Source organism: Aeromicrobium sp., assembly GCF_047607065.1.
GTDB lineage: Bacteria > Actinomycetota > Actinomycetes > Propionibacteriales > Nocardioidaceae > Aeromicrobium.
The window spans coordinates 85,167-104,569 of sequence record NZ_JASGDU010000023.1 but is presented as its reverse complement, the minus strand read 5'-3'; the positions used below and the strand labels follow the sequence as shown (position 1 = coordinate 104,569).

Annotated in this window: 23 protein-coding genes and 1 pseudogene; 15 read left to right on the top strand and 9 right to left on the bottom strand. The window is 68.3% G+C overall.

What is annotated here, in order from left to right; genetic code table 11:
* From infB to QM597_RS03580, 4 genes are all read left to right on the top strand, one after another.
* Positions 1-2,048, top strand: a 2,048-nt coding sequence (infB, locus tag QM597_RS03595) for a translation initiation factor IF-2 (protein WP_415003503.1), incomplete at its 5' end; no start/stop codon positions are given.
* Between the two features lie 146 nt (positions 2,049-2,194).
* Positions 2,195-2,620, top strand: coding sequence for a 30S ribosome-binding factor RbfA (gene rbfA, locus QM597_RS03590; protein WP_415003502.1), 426 nt, complete (start codon positions 2,195-2,197; stop codon positions 2,618-2,620).
* Entirely contained in the window at positions 2,617-3,510 is an 894-nt protein-coding gene (gene truB / locus QM597_RS03585; RefSeq protein WP_415003501.1) for a tRNA pseudouridine(55) synthase TruB, read from the top strand. Before rbfA ends, truB begins: the two co-directional genes overlap by 4 nt.
* Before the next feature lie 73 nt (positions 3,511-3,583).
* Positions 3,584-4,822, top strand: coding sequence for a phospholipase D-like domain-containing protein (locus tag QM597_RS03580; RefSeq protein WP_415003500.1), 1,239 nt, complete (start codon positions 3,584-3,586; stop codon positions 4,820-4,822).
* Between the two features lie 7 nt (positions 4,823-4,829).
* On the opposite strand, the gene QM597_RS03575 is transcribed toward QM597_RS03580, so the two are convergent.
* Positions 4,830-5,486: a response regulator transcription factor gene (locus QM597_RS03575; RefSeq protein ID WP_415003499.1), complete on the bottom strand. Its 657-nt coding sequence runs from the start codon at positions 5,484-5,486 to the stop codon at positions 4,830-4,832.
* A gap of 158 nt (positions 5,487-5,644) precedes the next feature.
* Between QM597_RS03575 and QM597_RS03570 the strand changes: the two genes are divergently transcribed.
* Entirely contained in the window at positions 5,645-6,088 is a 444-nt protein-coding gene (locus tag QM597_RS03570) for a hypothetical protein (protein WP_415003498.1), read from the top strand.
* A 157-nt stretch (positions 6,089-6,245) separates the two neighbouring features.
* Here QM597_RS03570 and QM597_RS03565 read toward each other — a convergent pair whose 3' ends face one another.
* Genes QM597_RS03565 through QM597_RS03555 form a run of 3 tightly spaced genes read right to left on the bottom strand, consistent with a single transcriptional unit; the run spans position 6,246 to position 8,739 of the window.
* The gene (locus tag QM597_RS03565; protein WP_415003497.1) at positions 6,246-6,911 is read right to left on the bottom strand and encodes a response regulator transcription factor; all 666 of its coding nucleotides are present in this window, start codon (positions 6,909-6,911) and stop codon (positions 6,246-6,248) included.
* Positions 6,908-8,296 carry a sensor histidine kinase gene (locus QM597_RS03560; protein ID WP_415003496.1) on the bottom strand — a complete coding sequence of 463 codons (1,389 nt, stop codon included), beginning with the start codon at positions 8,294-8,296 and terminating at the stop codon, positions 6,908-6,910. The genes QM597_RS03565 and QM597_RS03560 overlap by 4 nt, the downstream gene beginning before the upstream one ends.
* 5 nt (positions 8,297-8,301) lie before the next feature.
* Positions 8,302-8,739, bottom strand: a complete 438-nt coding sequence (locus QM597_RS03555; RefSeq protein ID WP_415003495.1) for a hypothetical protein — start codon at positions 8,737-8,739, stop codon at positions 8,302-8,304.
* A gap of 147 nt (positions 8,740-8,886) precedes the next feature.
* On the opposite strand from QM597_RS03555, the gene QM597_RS03550 reads away from it, so the two are divergent.
* From QM597_RS03550 to dapB, 8 genes and pseudogenes are all read left to right on the top strand, one after another.
* Positions 8,887-9,834, top strand: coding sequence for a bifunctional riboflavin kinase/FAD synthetase (locus QM597_RS03550; protein WP_415003494.1), 948 nt, complete (start codon positions 8,887-8,889; stop codon positions 9,832-9,834).
* A 118-nt stretch (positions 9,835-9,952) separates the two neighbouring features.
* The gene (rpsO, locus tag QM597_RS03545) at positions 9,953-10,243 is read left to right on the top strand and encodes a 30S ribosomal protein S15 (protein ID WP_415003493.1); all 291 of its coding nucleotides are present in this window, start codon (positions 9,953-9,955) and stop codon (positions 10,241-10,243) included.
* Positions 10,244-10,490: 247 nt separating this feature from the next.
* Positions 10,491-12,707, top strand: coding sequence for a polyribonucleotide nucleotidyltransferase (locus QM597_RS03540; protein WP_415003492.1), 2,217 nt, complete (start codon positions 10,491-10,493; stop codon positions 12,705-12,707).
* Positions 12,708-12,774: 67 nt separating this feature from the next.
* Positions 12,775-13,494, top strand: coding sequence for a DUF4339 domain-containing protein (locus tag QM597_RS03535; RefSeq protein ID WP_415003491.1), 720 nt, complete (start codon positions 12,775-12,777; stop codon positions 13,492-13,494).
* Positions 13,410-13,598, top strand: a pseudogene (locus QM597_RS03530) (TM2 domain-containing protein); the annotation flags it as partial. The gene QM597_RS03535 and the pseudogene QM597_RS03530, both read left to right, overlap by 85 nt.
* Before the next feature lie 48 nt (positions 13,599-13,646).
* Positions 13,647-13,913, top strand: coding sequence for a type II toxin-antitoxin system Phd/YefM family antitoxin (locus QM597_RS03525; RefSeq protein WP_415003490.1), 267 nt, complete (start codon positions 13,647-13,649; stop codon positions 13,911-13,913).
* Positions 13,910-14,293 carry a type II toxin-antitoxin system VapC family toxin gene (locus tag QM597_RS03520; protein WP_415003489.1) on the top strand — a complete coding sequence of 128 codons (384 nt, stop codon included), beginning with the start codon at positions 13,910-13,912 and terminating at the stop codon, positions 14,291-14,293. The genes QM597_RS03525 and QM597_RS03520 overlap by 4 nt, the downstream gene beginning before the upstream one ends.
* A gap of 163 nt (positions 14,294-14,456) precedes the next feature.
* The gene (gene dapB, locus QM597_RS03515) at positions 14,457-15,212 is read left to right on the top strand and encodes a 4-hydroxy-tetrahydrodipicolinate reductase (protein WP_415003488.1); all 756 of its coding nucleotides are present in this window, start codon (positions 14,457-14,459) and stop codon (positions 15,210-15,212) included.
* 67 nt (positions 15,213-15,279) lie between these two features.
* Here dapB and QM597_RS03510 read toward each other — a convergent pair whose 3' ends face one another.
* The 5 genes from QM597_RS03510 to QM597_RS03490 all read right to left on the bottom strand — a co-directional run bounded on the left by QM597_RS03510 (position 15,280) and on the right by QM597_RS03490 (position 17,929).
* Positions 15,280-15,837: a DUF937 domain-containing protein gene (locus QM597_RS03510; RefSeq protein WP_415003487.1), complete on the bottom strand. Its 558-nt coding sequence runs from the start codon at positions 15,835-15,837 to the stop codon at positions 15,280-15,282.
* Between the two features lie 77 nt (positions 15,838-15,914).
* Positions 15,915-16,220 carry an AzlD domain-containing protein gene (locus tag QM597_RS03505; RefSeq protein WP_415003486.1) on the bottom strand — a complete coding sequence of 102 codons (306 nt, stop codon included), beginning with the start codon at positions 16,218-16,220 and terminating at the stop codon, positions 15,915-15,917.
* Positions 16,213-16,899, bottom strand: coding sequence for an AzlC family ABC transporter permease (locus tag QM597_RS03500; RefSeq protein ID WP_415003485.1), 687 nt, complete (start codon positions 16,897-16,899; stop codon positions 16,213-16,215). The genes QM597_RS03505 and QM597_RS03500 overlap by 8 nt, the downstream gene beginning before the upstream one ends.
* Entirely contained in the window at positions 16,896-17,438 is a 543-nt protein-coding gene (locus QM597_RS03495; protein WP_415003484.1) for a GNAT family N-acetyltransferase, read from the bottom strand. The genes QM597_RS03500 and QM597_RS03495 overlap by 4 nt, the downstream gene beginning before the upstream one ends.
* The gene (locus tag QM597_RS03490; RefSeq protein WP_415003483.1) at positions 17,435-17,929 is read right to left on the bottom strand and encodes a hypothetical protein; all 495 of its coding nucleotides are present in this window, start codon (positions 17,927-17,929) and stop codon (positions 17,435-17,437) included. Before QM597_RS03490 ends, QM597_RS03495 begins: the two co-directional genes overlap by 4 nt.
* Positions 17,930-18,001: 72 nt before the next feature.
* Between QM597_RS03490 and QM597_RS03485 the strand changes: the two genes are divergently transcribed.
* Positions 18,002-18,796 (top strand): thymidylate synthase, encoded by a 795-nt coding sequence (locus tag QM597_RS03485; protein WP_415003482.1) that lies wholly within the window; start codon positions 18,002-18,004, stop codon positions 18,794-18,796.
* Positions 18,793-19,305: a dihydrofolate reductase gene (locus tag QM597_RS03480; RefSeq protein ID WP_415003481.1), complete on the top strand. Its 513-nt coding sequence runs from the start codon at positions 18,793-18,795 to the stop codon at positions 19,303-19,305. Before QM597_RS03485 ends, QM597_RS03480 begins: the two co-directional genes overlap by 4 nt.
* The last annotated feature ends 98 nt before the right edge of the window (positions 19,306-19,403 follow it).

Genomic DNA, 19,403 nt, shown 5'->3' with positions numbered 1-19,403 from the left:
GTGGTCGTCCCGGCGGTGGCGGCGGCGGTTTCGCCGGTCGTCCCGGCGGCGGCGGTGGCGGCGGTGGATTCGCCGGTCGTCCCGGCGGTGGCGGTCCTGCGGGTCGCGGCGGTCGTGGCGGCACCCAGGGTGCCTTCGGCCGTGCCGGTGGCCCCGTCCGCCGTGGCCGCAAGAGCAAGCGTGCGAAGCGTCAAGAGTTCGACCAGATGCAGGCACCCGCCATCGGCGGGGTGCGCCTCCGTAAGGGCAATGGCGAGACCGTGCGCCTGGCACGGGGTGCTTCGCTGACCGACTTTGCCGAGAAGATCGGTGTCGACGCGGCCTCGCTCGTGCAGGTGCTGTTCCACCTGGGCGAGATGGTCACCGCGACCCAGTCGGTCAACGACGACACCCTGCAGCTGCTGGGCGAGGAACTGAACTACGACGTGCAGGTCGTCTCGCCCGAGGACGAGGACCGCGAACTGCTGGAGTCGTTCAGCCTGGAGTTCGGCGAGGACGAGGGCGACGACGCCGATCTGGCGGCCCGTCCGCCGGTCGTCACCGTCATGGGTCACGTCGACCACGGCAAGACCAAACTGCTCGATGCGATCCGCAACTCCAATGTCGTGGCCAAGGAGGCCGGCGGTATCACCCAGACCATCGGTGCCTATCAGGTCGCTACCGAGGTCGACGGCACCGAGCGCGCGATCACCTTCATCGACACCCCCGGTCACGAGGCGTTCACCGCCATGCGTGCGCGCGGTGCCCAGGCGACCGATATCGCGATCCTCGTGGTCGCGGCCGACGACGGCGTGATGCCGCAGACGGTGGAGGCGTTGAACCACGCCAAGGCCGCGAGCCTGCCGATCGTCGTCGCGGTCAACAAGGTCGACAAGCCGGGTGCCGATCCGTCCAAGGTGCGCGGCCAGCTCACCGAATACGGCCTCGTGCCCGAGGAGTACGGCGGCGACACGATGTTCGTCGACGTCTCGGCCAAGGCCGGCACCGGCCTGGAGGACCTGCTCGCGGCGGTCGTGCTGACTGCGGATGCATCGCTGGACCTGCGGGCCAACCCGGACCAGAACGCCGAGGGCCTGGCCATCGAGGCTCACCTGGATCGCGGTCGCGGCCCGGTCGCGACGGTCCTGGTGCATCGCGGCACGCTGCGCGTGGGAGACACGCTGGTCGCCGGTTCGGCGTTCGGCCGTGTGCGCGCCCTGCTCGACGAGTTCGGCGAGAACATCACGGAGGCCCCGCCGTCGCGCCCGGCCCTGGTGCTGGGCCTGACCTCGGTGCCCGGTGCCGGCGACAACTTCATGGTCGTCGACGACGACCGGGTGGCCCGCCAGATCGCCGAGCGGCGCGAGGCCCGTGAGCGCAACGCGCTGCTGGCCAAGCGCAGCGGCCGCCGCACGCTCGAGGATTTCATGTCGAGCATGGAGAAGGGCGAGACCGACGAGTTGCTGTTGATCCTCAAGGGCGAGGGTTCCGGCTCGGTCGAGGCCCTGGAGGACTCGCTGGCGCAGATCGAGGTGGGCGAGGACGTCGCGCTGCGGGTCATCGACCGCGGTGTCGGCGCGATCACCGAGACCGACGTCAACCTCGCCGCCGCGTCGAACGCCGTCATCATCGGCTTCAACGTCCGCCCGCAGGGCAAGGCGACCGAACTGGCCGACCGCGAGGGTGTCGAGATCAAGTACTACTCGGTCATCTACCAGGCCATCGAGGAGATCGAGGCCGCGCTCAAGGGCATGCTCAAGCCGGAGTTCGAGGAGCACCAGCTCGGCACGGCGCAGATCCGCGAGATCTTCCGTTCGTCCAAGATCGGCAACATCGCCGGTTGTATGGTCACCGGCGGCGTTATCAAGCGCAATGCGAAAGCCCGGTTGCTGCGTGACGGTGCCGTGGTCGCCGACAACCTCGACTTCGCCAGCCTGCGGCGGGAGAAGGACGACGTCAGCGAGGTCCGCGAGGGCTTCGAGTGCGGCCTGGTGCTCAAGGGCTACGGCGACATCAAGATCGACGATGTGGTCGAGACCTTCGAGTTGCGCGAGAAGCCGCGCGCGTAAGCAACACCCCTCGACCCCTGAGGTGCGAAGGCGTCCCGCGCCTGAGCCTCGAAGGGCCGGAGACCACGTGGATGGTGTTCGTCCCTTCGAGGATCGCTCGTTCCTCGCTCGCACCTCAGGGATCGACGAGTAGAGGAGCATCCATCATGGCCGGACAGCGCCAGAACCAGATCGCCGACCGTATCAAGGTCATCGTGGCCGAACTCGTCGAGCGGCGGCTGAAGGACCCGCGACTCGGCTTCGTGACGATCACCGACGTCCGGGTGACCGGCGATCATCAGCACGCCTCGGTCTTCTACACCGTCCTCGGCGACGCCGACGCCATCGAGGGCAGCGGTGCGGCCCTGCGCAGTGCGACCGGCATGCTGCGCTCGGAGGTCGGCAAGCGCCTCGGCCTGCGGCACACGCCGTCGCTGGAGTTCTTCCTCGACGCGGTGCCGGAGTCGGCCCGGCACATCGAGGACTTGCTGGCACAGGCCAAGGCATCGGACGCCGAGGTGGCCGCCCAGGCCGAGGGCGCGCGGTATGCAGGCGAGGCCGATCCGTACAAGCATCACGACGAGGAGCAGTGACGAAGGCCGAGCGCCCCGAGCCGTTCCCCGGTCTGGTCGTCGTCGACAAGCCGACCGGCTGGACCTCGCACGATGTCGTCGGCCGCTGCCGGAGGCTCGCCGGAACCGGCAAGGTCGGTCACGCCGGCACGCTCGACCCGATGGCGACCGGGGTGCTCGTGCTCGGCATCGGCCGGGCCACGCGCCTGCTGGGCCAGGTGCAGCTGACCGACAAGGAATACCTGGCGACGATCCGGCTGGGGCAGTCCACGGTGACCGACGACGCCGAAGGCGAGGTCGTCTCCTCGGCACCTGCCGCGCATCTGGACCTGGCCCGGATCGAGGTGGCGATGGCACCCTTGCGCGGGCGCATCGACCAGGTGCCGTCGTCGGTGTCGGCGATCAAGGTCGACGGGCAGCGCTCCTATGCGCGGGTGCGCGCCGGCGAAGAGGTCGCGCTGGCGGCCCGGCCGGTGACGGTGAGCGATTTCTCGATCCTGGACCTGCGCTGCGGTGAGGAGGTCGTGGACGTCGATGTCCATGTGGCCTGCTCGACCGGCACGTACGTCCGGGCGTTGGCCCGTGACCTGGGGGCCGCGCTCGGGGTGGGCGGGCATCTGACGATGCTGCGCCGCACGCGGGTCGGGCCGTTCTCCTTGGAACACGCCGCGACGCTCGACGACCTCGCGCGGGAGTGGCGGGTGCTCGGCCTGGATGAGGCGACGCGCCTGGCGTTCCCTTCGTTCGAGCTGTCCGACGCCCAGGCCGTCGAGGTCCGGTACGGACGCCGGTTGCCGGGTCTGGACCTCGGGGTCGAGGGGCCGGTGGCGGTGTTCGCGCCGGACGGGACCTTCCTCGCCCTCTACGCCCGGCGCGGCTCCGATGCGGTCCCCGTCGCCGTCTTCGCCTGACCGCTTCCCGTTCCCCGGCTCCCGTACGGCGAGGGTGCCGTGCGGGCGGGCGAGTCGGTCCTACAGTGGCGGCATGTTGAACTCGATGCCCTCTCCCCGACGGATCGTGTGGGAGGTCGTCAAAGCCTGGCTCATCGCGGTGACGCTGACGGTCGTGGGCATTATGACGACGACCAAGGTCCGCAAGGTGCTGCGCGGGCAGCGTGCGCACGGCTTCCCGGTGACCGCCCCGCAGAGCGTCCAGACCTCGCGCGGTGCCGCCACGACCTACACCTACGGCGACGACCTGTTCGACGACATGATCTCGGCTATCGAGGCGGCCGAACACCGGGTGTTCTTCGAGTCCTTCATCGTCAAGGGCGACGCCGAGGGCCGTCGCTTCAAGGCCGCGCTGCAGGCGGCCGCCGCGCGCGGCGTCCAGGTGTACGTGGTCTACGACGGATTCGCCAACCTCGTGGTGCGGCCGAGTTTCTACCGCTTTGCCCCCGGCGTTCACGTGCTGCGCTATCCCATCTACAACGCCGGTCTCAAGCCCTTCACTCCCCGGCGCTGGGGGCGCGACCACCGTAAGATCCTCGTGGTCGACGACACCGTGGGCTTCGTCGGCGGCTACAACATCGGCTCGACCTATGCGACCCAGTGGCGCGACACCCACGTCCGGATCACCGGCTCGGCGGTGTGGGACCTCGCGAACGCCTTCATCGATTTCTGGAACACACTGCGCCCCGGCGAGGCCATCGTCGGCACCGGTTCGACGGACTGGGACCCGCGGGTGCGCATCCATCGCAACATCCCGCGTCAGTTGGTCTTCCCGATCCGCAACATGTATCTGGAGGCCATCGACCGGGCGACGCGGCGTATCAAGATCACTGCGGCCTATTTCATCCCCGACAGCGACATCCTCGGTGCCCTGCTCGAGGCGCGTGCCCGCGGTGTCGAGATCGACATCATCGTTCCGGAGATCTCCAACCACGTCGTGACCGACTGGCTCTCGCGTGGCTTCTACGGCCGGCTGCTGGAGGCGGGCGTGCGCATCCACCGCTACCGCGACCACATGGTGCATGCCAAGACCTGCACCATCGACGGGGAGTGGACCACCATCGGCACCGCCAACATCGACCGGCTGAGCCTGTCGGGCAACTACGAGATCAACGTCGAGGTGGTGGACCCGGCGTTGGCGGCGCACCTGGAGGCAGTCTTCGCGCGGGACCTGACGAACTGCGCCGAGCTGACCCCGGCGGACTGGGAGCGCCGCTGGTTCGTCTCGCGCATCTGCGAGTTGCTGCTGAGTCCCTTGCGCCCGCTGTTGTGACCGCTCCTCAGTCGAAGCGGTATCCGGCGCCGCGGACGGTGCGGATGATGTCTTTTCCCAGTTTCTTGCGTAAATAGCCGATGTAGACGTCGACGACATTCGATCCGGGATCGAAGTCGTAGCCCCACACGTGGGAGAGAAGAAATTGTCGTGACAGGACCCGGCCACGGTGACGCATCAGCACGTCCAAGAGATCGAACTCCTGGTCGGAGAGTTCGACCTCGGTGCGATCCACGCTGGCAGTGCGACTGTGGGGGTCGAGCAGCACCTTCGGCGGGTCGGCGACGGCGCTCGGCAGGGTTGTGGGACGTTGCAACCGGAGCCGGACGCGCGCGAGGAGTTCGTCGAAGCCGAAAGGCTTCACCAGATGATCGACGGTGGTGCCGCAGTGAGTACCGATCGGGTCGGGTGTGGTCTCGTGGTCGGACATCACGATCAGAGGCAGGCGGTGAAGCTCGGCGATCAGGTGGTCGTTCAGGCGACCCGAAGAGATGGCTTCAGGAATATCGAGATCGAGAATCACCAGGTCGATGTCACGTCCCGTCAGCGCATCGCTGAGGTGGGTATCGAGGTCAGTGAGACGGACCGTGTCGAAGCCGTGGGACGTGAGCTTTTCGGCGAGGGGGGAGTCGGTCGGCTTGTCCTCGACGATCAGGATGCGCATGGGACGAACCTTGTCAGATGACGTGACCAGATGAGGCGAACGCCGTCCTCGGGGTACGTCACGTCAGGGGTCTCACGGTGCCTTCATCGAGGCTTCATCATTGCCGACCAGCATGGTTGGTATCCGAAGCACTACCCCCATCACAAAGGAGTGAATTGATGATGACTACCGGAATCCGCCGCCGCCTCGGAACGGGTCTGGCCGCTGTGACGCTCGCGGCGGGGGTCGTCGGCCTGGCCTCCGCCTCCCATGCCGAGGACGACACCTCCACGACGGACTCCTCGAGTGAGGAGACCACCGATTCTTCCAGCGAGGAGACGACGGAGGACTCGAGCGAGGAGACCACGGAGACGGGCGACAGCACGGAGACCGACGACAGTACGGAGACTGACGACACCACGGATTCCGACGCCGCCGATGAGGAGCAGGCGCGTGAGGACTGCGAGGGTGCCGGCCTGGCTGCTGGCCAGGGCCAGGGCCAGGGCCAGCAGCCTGCCCCCGCTGCCTCGGGTGGGCAGCAGGCCGGACTGGGAGAGCGGCCTCAGGGTCCGCCGCCGGCGGGTCCGGGTCAGCCGCCGGCCGGCCCCGGCCAGCCCCGTTGAGCTGATAGGACAGTTGCAATCGGTCCTGCTCACGAAGAGGACCACGAAGGCCCGGAGTCGATGGACTCCGGGCCTTCGGGCGCTCCCGGTGTCTGACAGATTCCGCAGACGGACGAAAAGCCGGAGAGCCTGGGTCCTCACCTACGCGCCGGATGCCTCAGATGCTTCGATAGCCCACCCCGCGCACGGTGGCGACGATGCCGGGTCCGAGTTTGCGCCGTAACGACGCAACGTGGACGTCGACGATATTCGAACCCTCGCCCTGGGATTCCTCACCCCACGCCTGGCGACGCAACTGATCGCGAGATAGCGCCTGCCCGCGATGCCGTGCGAAGGCGGTGATCAGATCGAACTCCCGCGGCGACAGTTCCACCTCGGTGTCTTCGAGGTAGCACCGTCGCGCACCGATATCGATGGTGACAGGTCCCAGGGCGAGCACGTCGGTCGTCGGCGTCGGAGTGGCCGAGGACCCGAGACGCAGACGCACGCGGGCGACCAGTTCGGCGAGCCGAAACGGTTTGGTGACGTAATCGACAGCACCGCCTTCGAGAGCGGCCAGAGTGTCACGCTGGCTGGTGCGGGCGGTGAGCACGATGACGGCCAGGGCGGGATGCCACTTTCTCAGATAGGCGAGCACCTCATGGCCGTCGATATCGGGTAGGCCAAGGTCGAGCAGCACCAGGTCGGCAGGGGCCTTGGTGAGTTCGGCGACCGCGTCGCCGCCGTTAGACACGGCCCGGACGACGAAGCCGGCCGATCTCAGGCCGCCGACCAGGAAGGACGAAATGCGCGGCTCGTCTTCGACGACAAGAATCTGGCTCATTGCTCCTCCGGTAGAGGAATGACGATCTCGAAGGTGGCACCGGGGAAGGCACCCTGCTGGGCGGGATCGAGCAGATGTACCTTCCCTCCGTGGGCCTCGGCGATGGCCGAGGTGATGGCGAGGCCGAGTCCATGACTGTCGCTGCGACGCTGGTCGGCCCGGCCGCGACCGAATCGATCAAAGACGCGCTCACGGTCCTGGGCTGGCACCCCGGGGCCGGAGTCGCCGACGAGGAGCCGCAGTTCGCCGCCGGAATGCGTGGCGCAGATACCGATGAGATCACCGGCCTGGGTATGGCCGATGGCATTGTCCACGAGCGCCATGACGGCCTGGGTGATGCGATCAGGGTCGAGGCTGATCGTCGCTCCGGTTCGCGTGACGACGTGCCAGTCGCGAGGTGCCAAGGGTCTGACTTTGGTGGCGATGCGTTGAACGAGCGTGTCGATGTCAGTCGGGACGCTTCGGAGGAAGTCCGGGCTGTGGGCGTCGGCGAGGACCAGGAGATCGGAGACGAGACGGGTGACGCGGTCGATCTCTTCAAGGACGATTTCGTGGGTTTGCCCGACGGATACGGGGTCAGTGAGGGTCGCGGTTTCGAGGTGTCCCCGCATGATGGTCAGCGGCGTGCGTAACTCGTGGCCAACGTCGTCGAGCAGGTCTCGTTGCGTGGTGACGGCCGACTGCAAGGCGTCGAGCATGGAGTTCACGGTGCGTTGCAGTCGGCTCAGGTCGTCCTGGCCGGTGACGGTGATGCGTTGGTCGAGGTCGCCGGCGGTGATCGACGCGGCGGTGCGTTGGAGTCGGCGTAGGGGGGTGAGCACCCGTCCGGCGATGAACCATGCCGACATGCCCGTCACGATGACCACGGCGAGGCAGATCAGCATGAAGGTGGTCGCCAGGTCGTCGATGCTGTGCATCGTCGTGCTGAGGTCGCTCACGACCACCAGGTGCCCGGTCGTAGAGCCGTCGTGAACTTCGAGAACGGCGTAGGCCAGGGTCGCGTCGCCGGAAGCGACGATGCGAGACCCCCCTTCGGGCAGATCGCGTGCCGCCTGCAGTGCGCCGTCGATTCGCTCTGCCGGGGTTTCGCCATTGTCGAGGGTGGACCCGTCGATCACCGCCACCACCGACTGACGCGGCGGGACGACGGCGTTGGCGGCGAAGTCGCCGAGCAGGTCGGCGGCTGTGGCCGTCGGATGATCTTCCTCGTGCTGTCGGAAGTGACTCATGACGGCATCGGCATCGGCGGCAGCATCATTCAGTGCGCGATGCTCGGCGACGCGCAGGATTGCGTAGCCGGTCACCATGAGCGCGAGAAGCGTCCACGAGGTCACGGCGAAGGCGAGCCGCGAACGGACCGACACGCGGTCGAAGAGTGTCGACACGCGACTCAGCGGCGGTGCTGGCGATGGTCGCTTTGTCGAGTAGACGGCCCGATTCCGGTCGGATCGTCACGTGCGGCGTTCTCGGCGACCTGGTCGGGTTCGCCGGAGACCTGAACGGTCGAGGGCGCTGAGGTGTCGCCGGTCGTCTGTACTGCCGGATCCGTCGATATCGGATCGGTCGGGTCGGAATCGTTGTCGTCGGACCTGATCGGCTCGTCCGCAGGCGTCGTGCCGTCGTCTGGACCCGTCAGGGGTGTGACGACCACGTCATCGAGCACGGTGTCAGGCGGCGAGGCGGGTAGCACTGATTCGGAGCGCAGGATCGAGGCAGTGTCTGGGGCAGCGATCGGCGGCAGTACCAGTCGCCCCGCGATGATGAATCCCAATGCGGTGACGCAGGCAAGGCCGAGGCTGATGAGCGCCGTACTTCTGATCCTGCCCATAGACACATGGTAAGGGGTCCGAGGGTCGCGACGCGGCGAACCCGGTCCCTCACTCTTTCGAATCGCGGGGCGGCTCATGGCGATGGTGGCAATAACTGCTCCGCCTGTCGGCGGAACCACCCATGCATGCTGTGGCAGAGTTCTTCCGTGGCGATCTGGCGTGAGGTGGACGGAGCGGATACGGCTCCGTTCGCTGAACCGACCGTTGTGACCATCGGGACCTTCGACGGAGTGCACCTGGGGCACCAGAGTCTGCTCGCACGCGCGTGCGAGGTGGCCGAGGAGCGGCCGATCGTCGCGGTGACCTTCGATCCGCATCCGGTGGCGGTCTTCGCCCCGGACCGCGTCCCGGCGCTGCTGACCGGCATCGAACGGCGGGTCGAGCTGCTGCGGGCCGAGGGTGCCGGCGAGGTGCGGGTGCTCGCTTTCAGTCGCGAGATGGCGGTGTGGTCGCCCGAAGAGTTCGTGCGGCGTGTCCTCATCGAGGACCTGCGGGCCGCCCACGTGGTCGTGGGCGAGAACTTCACCTACGGGTCCAAGGCCTCCGGCGATGTCGCCACCTTGACCCGGTTCGGCGCGGAGCACGGCTTCGCCGTCGATGCGCTCCCGTTGGCCGGCGATGCCCAGGAATACTCCTCGTCGCTGGTGCGGCGGCTGGTCGCCGGCGGCGACGTCGCCGCAGCGGCACGGATCCTCGGCCGGCCGGCCGAGGTCAGCGGCGTGGTCACCCGCGGTGACCAGCGCGGGCGCGACCTCGGCTTCCCCACGGCGAACGTGCCGGTGGCGTCCGGCTTCGCGGTGCCCGGCGACGGCGTGTACGCCGCCTGGGTGGTGCCGTTGTCGCAGGACGCCGGGCAGCGCTGGCCGGCCGCGGTCTCGGTGGGTGACAACCCGACCTTCGACGGTACCGAGCGGCGGGTCGAGGCCTACGTGCTGGACCGCACCGACCTCGACCTGTACGACCAGGAGATCCGCGTCGAGTTCGTCCAGCGGCTGCGCGGCATGGAGGCCTTCGGCTCAGTCGAGGCCCTCGTCGAGCAGATGCACGCCGACGTCGCGGCCGCCCGCCGCGCCCTGGGACTGCCGCCCGCCTGATTCGCCGGGCGGGTGTCCGCGCTGATACCCTGGGCGCAGTGCCGTGTATCGGCCGCGGTTTCCAGTGCTCCGGTGAACATGCCCGGGTGCGCCGCGCTACGACCTACGAGGAGAACGAATGTCGAAGAAGACTGCTGCGCCCACCGTGGCGGGCCTGTCCAAGTCCGAGATCATCGCGCAGTACGCGACGCATGAGGGCGACACCGGTTCTCCGGAGGTCCAGATCGCGGTCCTGACCCAGCGCATCGCTCACCTGACCGAGCACCTCAAGGAGCACAAGCACGACCACCACAGCCGTCGTGGCCTGCTGCTGCTCGTCGGTCAGCGTCGTCGCCTGCTCAACTACGTGCAGAACACCGACATCGAGCGCTACCGCTCGCTCATCGAGCGCCTCGGCCTGCGCCGCTGACACGCCACGGGCGGTCGTCCTTCACCGGCGGCCGCCCGCGGTGCATCATGGGCGCGGGCTTCACGCTCATGCACAACTGAACAATCATCACCCACACGGACGAGACGCGAGTCGCCACGGCTCGGTCCTCGGTAGTGGCCTTCGGACCCCTCCTTGCGAGCGGAGCGCCGCGGGCCTCGATCGAAGACCGGCAGGCTCCTCGTCTCGTCCCTCATCAGTGAGCCGTCGGCTCACGGAAGGGACATCTATGTCTGATTCCATCCACACCGTCGAAGCCGTCATTGACAACGGCCGCTTCGGCACCCGCACGGTCCGCTTCGAGACCGGTCAGCTGGCCCGCCAGGCCGCCGGCAGCGTCTCGGCGTTCCTCGACGAGGACACCATGCTGCTGTCGGCCACCACGGCCAGCAAGCAGCCCAAGGACCACTTCGACTTCTTCCCGCTGACCGTCGACGTCGAGGAGCGCATGTACGCTGCGGGCCGCATTCCCGGTTCGTTCTTCCGTCGTGAGGGCCGCCCCAGCGAGGACGCGATCCTCACCTGCCGCCTGATCGACCGGCCGCTGCGCCCGACCTTCAAGAAGGGCCTGCGCAACGAGGTCCAGGTCGTCATCACCGTCTTGGCACTCAACCCCGACACCCCGTACGACGTGCTGGCGATCAACGCGGCCTCGGCCTCGACGCAGATCTCCGGGCTGCCGTTCTCCGGTCCCATCGGCGCGACCCGCGTCGCCCTGATCGACGGCCAGTGGGTCGCCTTCCCGACGCACAGCCAGCTGGAGGACGCCGTGTTCGACATGGTCGTCGCCGGCCGGGTCGCAGGCGATGACGTCGCGATTATGATGGTCGAGGCCGAGTCGACCGATGCCACCTGGAACCTCGTGCAGAGCGGCGTGCAGGCGCCCACCGAGGAGATCGTCGCCGGCGGCCTGGAGGCCGCCAAGGGCTTCATCCGCCAGCTGTGCGAGGCGCAGGCCGAGCTGGCCGCCAGCGCCGCCAAGCCGGTCCAGGAGTTCCCGGTTTTCCTCGACTACGAGGACGACGCCTACGAGGCCGTGGCGAAGATCGCCAGCGATGACCTCGCCGAGGCGCTGACGATCGTGTCCAAGGCCGACCGCGAGGCCCGTGAGGCCGAGATCAAGGCCGACGTGCTCGACAAGATCGGCGAGGACTTCGCCGGCCGTGAGAAGGAACTCGGTGCCGCGCTGCGCTCGCTGACCAAGAACCTGGTGCGCGAGCGCGTGCTGCGCGACAAGGTCCGCATCGACGGCCGCGGCCTGGCCGACATCCGCGAGCTGTCGGCCGAGGTCGGCGTGGTGCCGCGCGTGCACGGCTCGGCGCTGTTCCAGCGCGGCGAGACGCAGATCATGGGCATCACGACGCTCAACATGCTCGACATGGAGCAGAAGCTCGACACGCTCAGCCCCGAGACGAGCCGCCGCTACCTGCACAACTACAACTTCCCGCCGTTCTCGACCGGCGAGACGGGCCGCGTCGGTTCGCCGAAGCGCCGCGAGATCGGTCACGGCGCGCTCGCCGGCCGCGCGCTGCTGCCGGTGCTGCCGACGCGCGAGGAGTTCCCCTACGCGATTCGTCAGGTCTCCGAGGCGCTCGGCTCGAACGGCTCGACCTCGATGGGTTCGGTGTGCGCCTCGACCCTCGGCCTGCTCAACGCCGGTGTGCCGCTGCGCGCGCCGGTCGCCGGCATTGCGATGGGCCTGATCTCCGGTGAGGTCGACGGCCAGACCGAGTACGTCACGCTGACCGACATCCTCGGTGCCGAGGACGCCTTCGGTGACATGGACTTCAAGGTCGCCGGCACGCGCGAGTTCGTCACGGCGCTGCAGCTCGACACCAAGCTCGACGGCATCCCGGCCGACGTGCTCGCCGACGCGCTCACGCAGGCGCGCGACGCCCGCCTGACGATCCTCGACGTGATGGCCGAGGCGATCAGCGAGCCGGACGAGATGAGCCCGTACGCGCCGCGCATCATCACCATCAAGATCCCGGTCGACAAGATCGGCGAGGTCATCGGCCCCAAGGGCAAGATGATCAACCAGATCCAGGACGACACCGGCGCGAAGATCTCCATCGACGACGACGGCACCGTCTACGTGGGCGCCGACAACGGCGATGCGGCCGAGGCCGCCCGCTCGGCGATCAACTCGATCGCCAACCCGACGATGCCCGAGGTCGGCGAGCGTTACCTGGGCACGGTCGTCAAGACGGTCGACTTCGGTGCGTTCGTCTCGCTGCTGCCGGGCAAGGACGGCCTGCTGCACATCAGCAAGCTACGCGAGCTGAACGGCGGTCAGCGGGTCAACAACGTCGAGGACGTCGTCAGCGTCGGCCAGAAGATCCAGGTCGAGATCGCCGAGGTCGGCGACCGCGGCAAGCTGTCGCTCATCGTCGCCTCGACCGACGAGGAGAAGGCCGCCCAGGACGAGGCGGCTGCCGCTGAGTGATCTGACGCAGCCTTGACCGAAGGGGCCGCCGGTGTGACAACATCGGCGGCCCCTTCGTCGTTCCGGTATGACAAAGCGGGGGGAGAGCATTTGGGGCGTGACTGAACCGAGCAGCGAGACTGTCCCCGTCCGACCTGATGTGCCGTCGTGGGTGCGAATCCCGACGCAGGTCCTCGCCGCGTTGTTGGCGCTCAGCCTCGGGTGGGCGCTGCTGGAGGGAGCTTTTGCTCTCATGTGGTCGTTGCTATTGAGTGTTTTGGGGGTGGTCGTCGTTATCCTCTCGAGGTTCCGCCGTCACCGGCTCGCGGCGTCGTTACTTCCATTGACGGGGTTGTGGTGGATTGCTGTCGCCGTGGTCCCAGGTGTTGGGGTTGGGGATTTCATAGGGCGGATTTATTTGACCGGTTGGTTCGGGACGTACTTCGTACCATTGATCTTTCTCGCGGGTCTTGTCTTGATGATCGTGACGTGGCTGAGTTCCATGCCGAAGCGTCTCCCTGCGGTCGTTGTTCCCATCCCCGAGGGCGAGTACTTCGTCGCGGTGATGGGGGAGCCGGTGGGGCCGTTGGACGCGGCTGGTGTGCGGGCGAAGGCGGCCGAGGGGGTGGTGCATCGTCAGTCGCAGGTCTCGCGTAACGGCGGAGCGTGGTTTCCAGCGGCTGAGGTGCCGGGGTTGTTCGCCGGGCCGGGGGGAAGCAGTTCACGACGGCGTTGGTGTTGTCGATCCTCATCGGCGGGTGGGGTGTCGACCGTTTCTACCTCGGCTACACGGGCCTGGGGATCGTGAAACTGTTGACCTGTGGCGGTCTCGGTGTCTGGTCGCTCGTCGATGTCATCCTCATCGCCACCGGCAAACTCCCCGCCGCCGACGGCACCCCGTTGCGCCGCTGACCGGGCGTACGGATGGACTAGGTTGGTCCACTGGACTAATCTGCCCGTATGCCGATCACCGTCAACATCCACGAAGCCAAGACCCAGATGTCCAAGCTCGCCCGCGAGGTCGAGCGGGGCAAGACGGTCATCGTGGCCCGTGCGGGTGAGCCGATCATGTGCTGGACGCCGGTCCGCCCGCGCAAGCCGATCTTCGGATCGATGCCCGATCTGTTCGGCGACGATTGGGAACAGGCCTTCACCGAGGAGGCCGATGCCGAGGTCCGCGCGATGTTCGACGATCACGAAGAACTTTTCGGCGGTCAGCAGCCATGATTCTGATCGACACCAGCCTCATCATCTGGCTCACCCACGGTGATTCGAAAATGGGCGGTGAGGCCCGCGAGCTGATCGGGTCGTGTCATCCGATCAATTACTCCTCGATGAGCCTGCTGGAGATGACGATCAAGTCGATGAAGGGCAAGTTACGGATGCCCGAGGGATTGTCCTCGATACTCGACGGCCTGGGCCTGCGGCAGATGCCCTTCGTGGCCGAGCATGCCGAGGTGCTGCGGGAGTTCCCAGAGTTGTCCGATCACGACCCCTTCGACCGCGCCCTGGTGGCGCAGGCCGCCGCCGAAGGCCTGATGTTCCTGACCGCAGATCGCCGAATCCTGGCCCTGAAGCGCGACTGGATCGTCAACGCCGCCGCCTGAGGTTCGAGCTTGCGGTCCTCGAAGGAACCCACCATCGCAGGCTTCGAGGCTCACTCGTTCCTCGCTCGCACCTCAGCCAGCGGGACCTACTGGCGGAATCACCAAGGGTGAGAGATGCGTCCAAGCATCGGGCAGGTCACCGCCGCCGACTACGCTGGTCGCCATGACGCATGTGGCCGTGATCGGCGCGAACGGACGGATGGGATCGACCTCGGTGCAGGCCATCGAGGCCAGCGGCGACTTGGAGGTCGTGGCGAAGATCGATGTCGGCGACGACCTGTCCGCCATCACCGAGGCGGGTGCCCACGCGGCGCTGGTGTTCTCCACCCCCGACGTCGCCCTCGACCATGTGCGTTGGTGCGTCGAGCACGGCGTACACACGGTGGTCGGCACCTCCGGGTTCGGCGACGACCGCATCGCCTCGCTGCGAGCGCTCAGCGACGAGCACCCCGGCGTCGGCGTGCTGATCGTGCCGAACTTCTCCATCGGTGCGGTGCTGATGATGCGTTTCGCGGCACTCGCGGCCCCGTTCTTCGAGTCGGTCGAAGTGATCGAGATGCATCACCCCGACAAGATCGACGCCCCCTCGGGCACGGCGACCCGGACCGCCGAACTGATCGCCGCAGCACGCGAACAGGCCGGATCGGCCCCCCTGCCCGACGCGACGACCACCGACCCCGACGGCGCTCGCGGCGCACGGGTCGCCGGTATTCCGGTCCACGCCCTGCGGGCGCGCGGCTTCATCGCCTCGCAGGAGGTCGTGCTGGGCGATCCGGGAGAGATCTTCAGCATCCGCCACGACTCGTCGAGCCGGGAGTCCTTCATGCCCGGCGTGCTCGCCGCGCTGCGCTGGGTCTCCGAGCACCCCGGCGTCACCGTGGGACTCGACGCAGCCCTTGGCCTGTCAAGGCACCAGTAGGTCCCTTCGAGGCTCGCAAGCTCGCACTTCAGGGGCCAGGTTCTCGCCTATCCGAGCATGCTCCAAGTCAGCGGCCCTTGAGGATCTGGCCGAGCAGGTCGCCGATGCCGCCACCGGCGCCCGCGCTGCCGCCACCGGTCAACTGACCGAGGATGTCCTGCACGATGCCGCCGCTGTCCTTGCTCACCGCGCCGCCGCTCTGGCCGGCGGTCTTCTTGGCGAGCCAGGCCAGCACGATGGGCGCGATCAGCGGCAGCACCTTCTGGATGAGGCCCGACCCGGATCCGGCTCCGGGGGCGGCGGCGTGCTGGGCATCGGTCGAACCGCTCAGCGCTGCGGCGATGCTGTCGGTTTTGTCGCCGAAGATGTGGCCGAGGATCTTCTGGCCGTCGGCCAGGTCGATCTGGTCCAGCGAGAGACCGTCGAGGAAGCCGAGGTCCTTGGTCGACAGGGCATCGACCAGCGACTGGGCACCCCCGTCCTTGGACGCATTCACCTGGAGGCCGCCGGTCAGGGCCTCCACGGCACCGGTGACCGCCTTCTGCGCGGCGGCGCGGTCGACCCCGAGTTGGTCGGCGATCTGGCCGACGGGAATGGACGCGATCAGGTCGTCGAGATCAGACATGGGGATCCTCTGCGAGAAAGAGATGGAGACGTCGGTGCGAGCGTAGACCCCCCTCCGATACGCCGCCGCGACCGGTCTCAGAGCAGCCGGATGGCCGCCGTCGCCGCAGCGGCCAGGATCAGCATGACCAGGAACGGCACACGCGCCACCAGGCAGGCCACGGCGACTGCCAGCCCCGCGAGCCGGGCGTCGGCGACCACCTCGCGCTCGCCCGCGGCGGCCTGTACGGCGACGAGCGCGGCCAGCAGCCCGATGGGTATCAGCGCGGTGATTCGCGCGGTGACGGGGTGCTCCAGGACCGCCTGCGGCATGCTGAGACCGGCGAGCTTCAACAGATAGCAGCCGCCGCACACGAGCAGGACCGCCCACCACAGGTCAGTCATCGTGGCCGCCTCCCCAGACGAACGCGAGGGCGACCGCGCTCAGTCCGCCGAGCATGATCGGCAGCCCCGGCGCGGTGAACGGTACGAGCAGCAGCGCCAGGGCGGCGGCGGTCACTCCCAGGAGGCGGGCACCAGCCGAGTCCAGGCGCGGCCACAGCAGCCCGAGGAAGGCCGCCACTACGGCACCGTCCAGGCCGATGGCCTCCGGGTCCCCGATGGAGGTGCCGGCCACCGCGCCGGCGGCGGTGGTGAGGTTCCAGACGAGGAAGATCGTCAGGCCCGTCCAGTAGAACCCCAGCCGCGCCAGGCGATCCGTGGGCCGGGTGATCGCCATCGCGGTGGACTCGTCGATGACCAGGTGCGCCGTCGCCAGGCGTCGCCCCCCGCGCACCCTGAGGCGGTGGGCCAGGCTGATGCCGTAGAAGGCGTTACGCCCGCCCAGCAGCACCGAGGTGATCGCCCCGGCCAGCGGGGAGCCGCCGGAGCCGATCACGCCGAGGAAGGCGAACTGGGAGGCCCCGGTGAAGGCCAGCAGCGACAGCGCGCTGGTCTGCCAGACGCTCAGCCCGGCGGCCGGCCCCAGCGCGCCGAAGGTGACGCCGTACAGCCCCACCCCGATGCCGACGCCGAGGGAGTCGCGGACGACCCCGCGCTCGTCGGGCGACAGCGCGGCGGTCATGCGATCTGCGTGTGCAGGCGCACCTGCCGGATACGCCGGCCGTCGGAGGCCTCCAGCTCGCGGTGAGCGCCGTCGGGTGCCCAGCCGGCCGAGACCAGGAGCGTGCGCCCGGCGTCGTCACCGGAGGCGATCCAGGTGCGCGCGAGGCTGAAGCCGTCGGCCTTCGCGGTGTCGATGCCGGCCTGGAGCAGCCGGGAGGCGTGCCCGCCGCGCCGCGCCCGAGGATCGACGGCGAGGTCGCCGAGTTCGGCATCGCGGACCGGATCGGCATCGGGATCGGCCCCCGGATGCACGATGGCGTACCCGACGACCTCCCCGGCGGCGCGAACGGCCACGAGGACCCGGAACCGGGCCTCGGGTGAGCGTCCGAGCGTCGCGGCCCAGCGGCCTGCGTGCTCGTCGAGGTCGCCGAAAGACTCCTCCAGCGCGGACGCCGTCACCTGGGCGTCGAGCCACACCCGCCGCTGGACCTCGGCGAGGTCTCGCGCATCGCTCGGCCAGGCCAGCCGAACGCTGTCGGTGCCCGCCGACGGACTCACACGAAGGATTCGATGAGCTCGGACTTGGCGCCGTTGGCGTCCAGCATCGTCGCGGTCATCGACACGTTGCGCAGCGACGGCCACACCTCGAAGGCCAGCACGGCCATGCCGGGCACGCCCGCGATGAGGATGGGCCATCCGCCCGCGTCGGCGACGAACGACACCAGCACCGCCAGCAGCATCGGCACCTCGCAGAAGGTGAGCTTGCGGATCGTCTGGGCCGCGTACACGCTGACGGCGGTGCTGCGGTTGTCGTCGGGGTCGTCGGCCGGATTCAGGGGGATCGCCGACAGCCACACACGCTCGGCCAGGAAGGCACCGATGGCGACCGCAGCCAGCAGGCCGACCCAGATCGGCCAGCCGGGCAGGTCGGCGTCGGTCGCTCCCAGCATCCAGAACAGGGCCGCGAGGAAGCCGGCCGTCAACAGAATCTGCAGCAGCGCGAAACTGCGCAACTCGCGGGGGGTGGCGTCGTATTCGCTATTGGCCATAACGCCGATCTTCGCATAGAAAACCAGCGTCGTCGGGCAGGGGTCCGGGTCGCAGGCGGTAGCCTCGGGGCCATGCAGGCCTACCTCGATCTCGTCCGTCACATTCTCGAGACGGGAGCCGAGAAAGGTGACCGTACCGGCACCGGCACGCGCAGCGTCTTCGGCTACCAGATGCGCTTCGATCTGACGCAGGGATTCCCGCTCGTCACGACCAAGAAGATCCATCTCAAGTCGGTGGTCGGTGAGTTGCTGTGGTTCATCTCCGGTGAGACGAATGTGCGCTGGTTGCAGGAGCACGGCATCTCCATCTGGGACGAATGGGCGGACGCCAACGGCGAACTCGGCCCGGTCTACGGGCATCAGTGGCGTTCGTGGCCGACCCCCTCGGGAGAGAGTGTCGACCAGTTGCGCGGCGTGATCGAGGCGCTGAGATCCGATCCGGACTCGCGCCGGCACATCGTCAGCGCGTGGAACGTCGCCGACCTGGACCGTATGGCGCTGGCACCGTGTCATGCGTTCTTCCAGTTCTATGTGGCGAACGGGCGGCTCTCCTGCCAGCTGTACCAGCGCTCGGCCGACGTCTTCTTGGGCGTGCCGTTCAACATCGCCTCCTATGCCCTGCTGACGCACATGGTCGCGCAGGTCGCCGGGTTGGAGGTGGGCGACTTCGTCCACACCCTCGGCGACGCCCACCTGTACCTCAACCATCTCGACCAGGCGCGCGAGCAGCTGACCCGCGACCCGCGTCCGCTGCCCCTGCTGGAGCTGGACCAGAGCGTCACCGACATCGACGGCTTCGGCTTCGACTCGATCCGGGTCACCGGGTACGACCCGCATCCCCTCATCAAGGCACCGATCGCCGTATGAGCGCTCGGGGGGCGACACTGGTCGTTGCGATGGGGGCGAACCGGGTCATCGGGGCCGATGGCGGCCTGCCGTGGCACCTGCCGGAGGACCTGGTGCACTTCAAGCGGCTGACCCTCGGCCACGTGCTCGTCATGGGCCGCGCGACCTACGACTCCATCGGCCGTCCGCTGCCGGGGCGTACGACGATTGTCGTGACTCGCGACCGCCAGTGGCGCGCCGGGCATGCGTCGGTCCGCGTGGCGCACGACGTCGCCGAGGCGGTGGCGCTCGGGCGCGACCTCGGCGAGGAGGTGTTCATCGCCGGAGGCGCGCAGATCTATGCCGCAGCCGTGGAGGCGGGCCTGGTCGACCGCCTGGTCGTGACGCGGGTCGCCGCCTCACCCGAGGGCGACACGTTCTTCCCGCGAATCGACTGGAGCGCCTGGACCGAGGTCGCTTCGATCCCCGGCGAGGGCGAACTGTCCGGCGAGCGCGTCGCCTTCGAGATCGTCACCTACGAAGCGGCTTGAGAACGCGGGTCGTGGCCGGGGTCCCTTCGAGGCTTCGGCCGCAGGCGGCCTACGCACCTCAGGGACCGGCATCCTCGAGGGATTCGCCGGTTTTTATC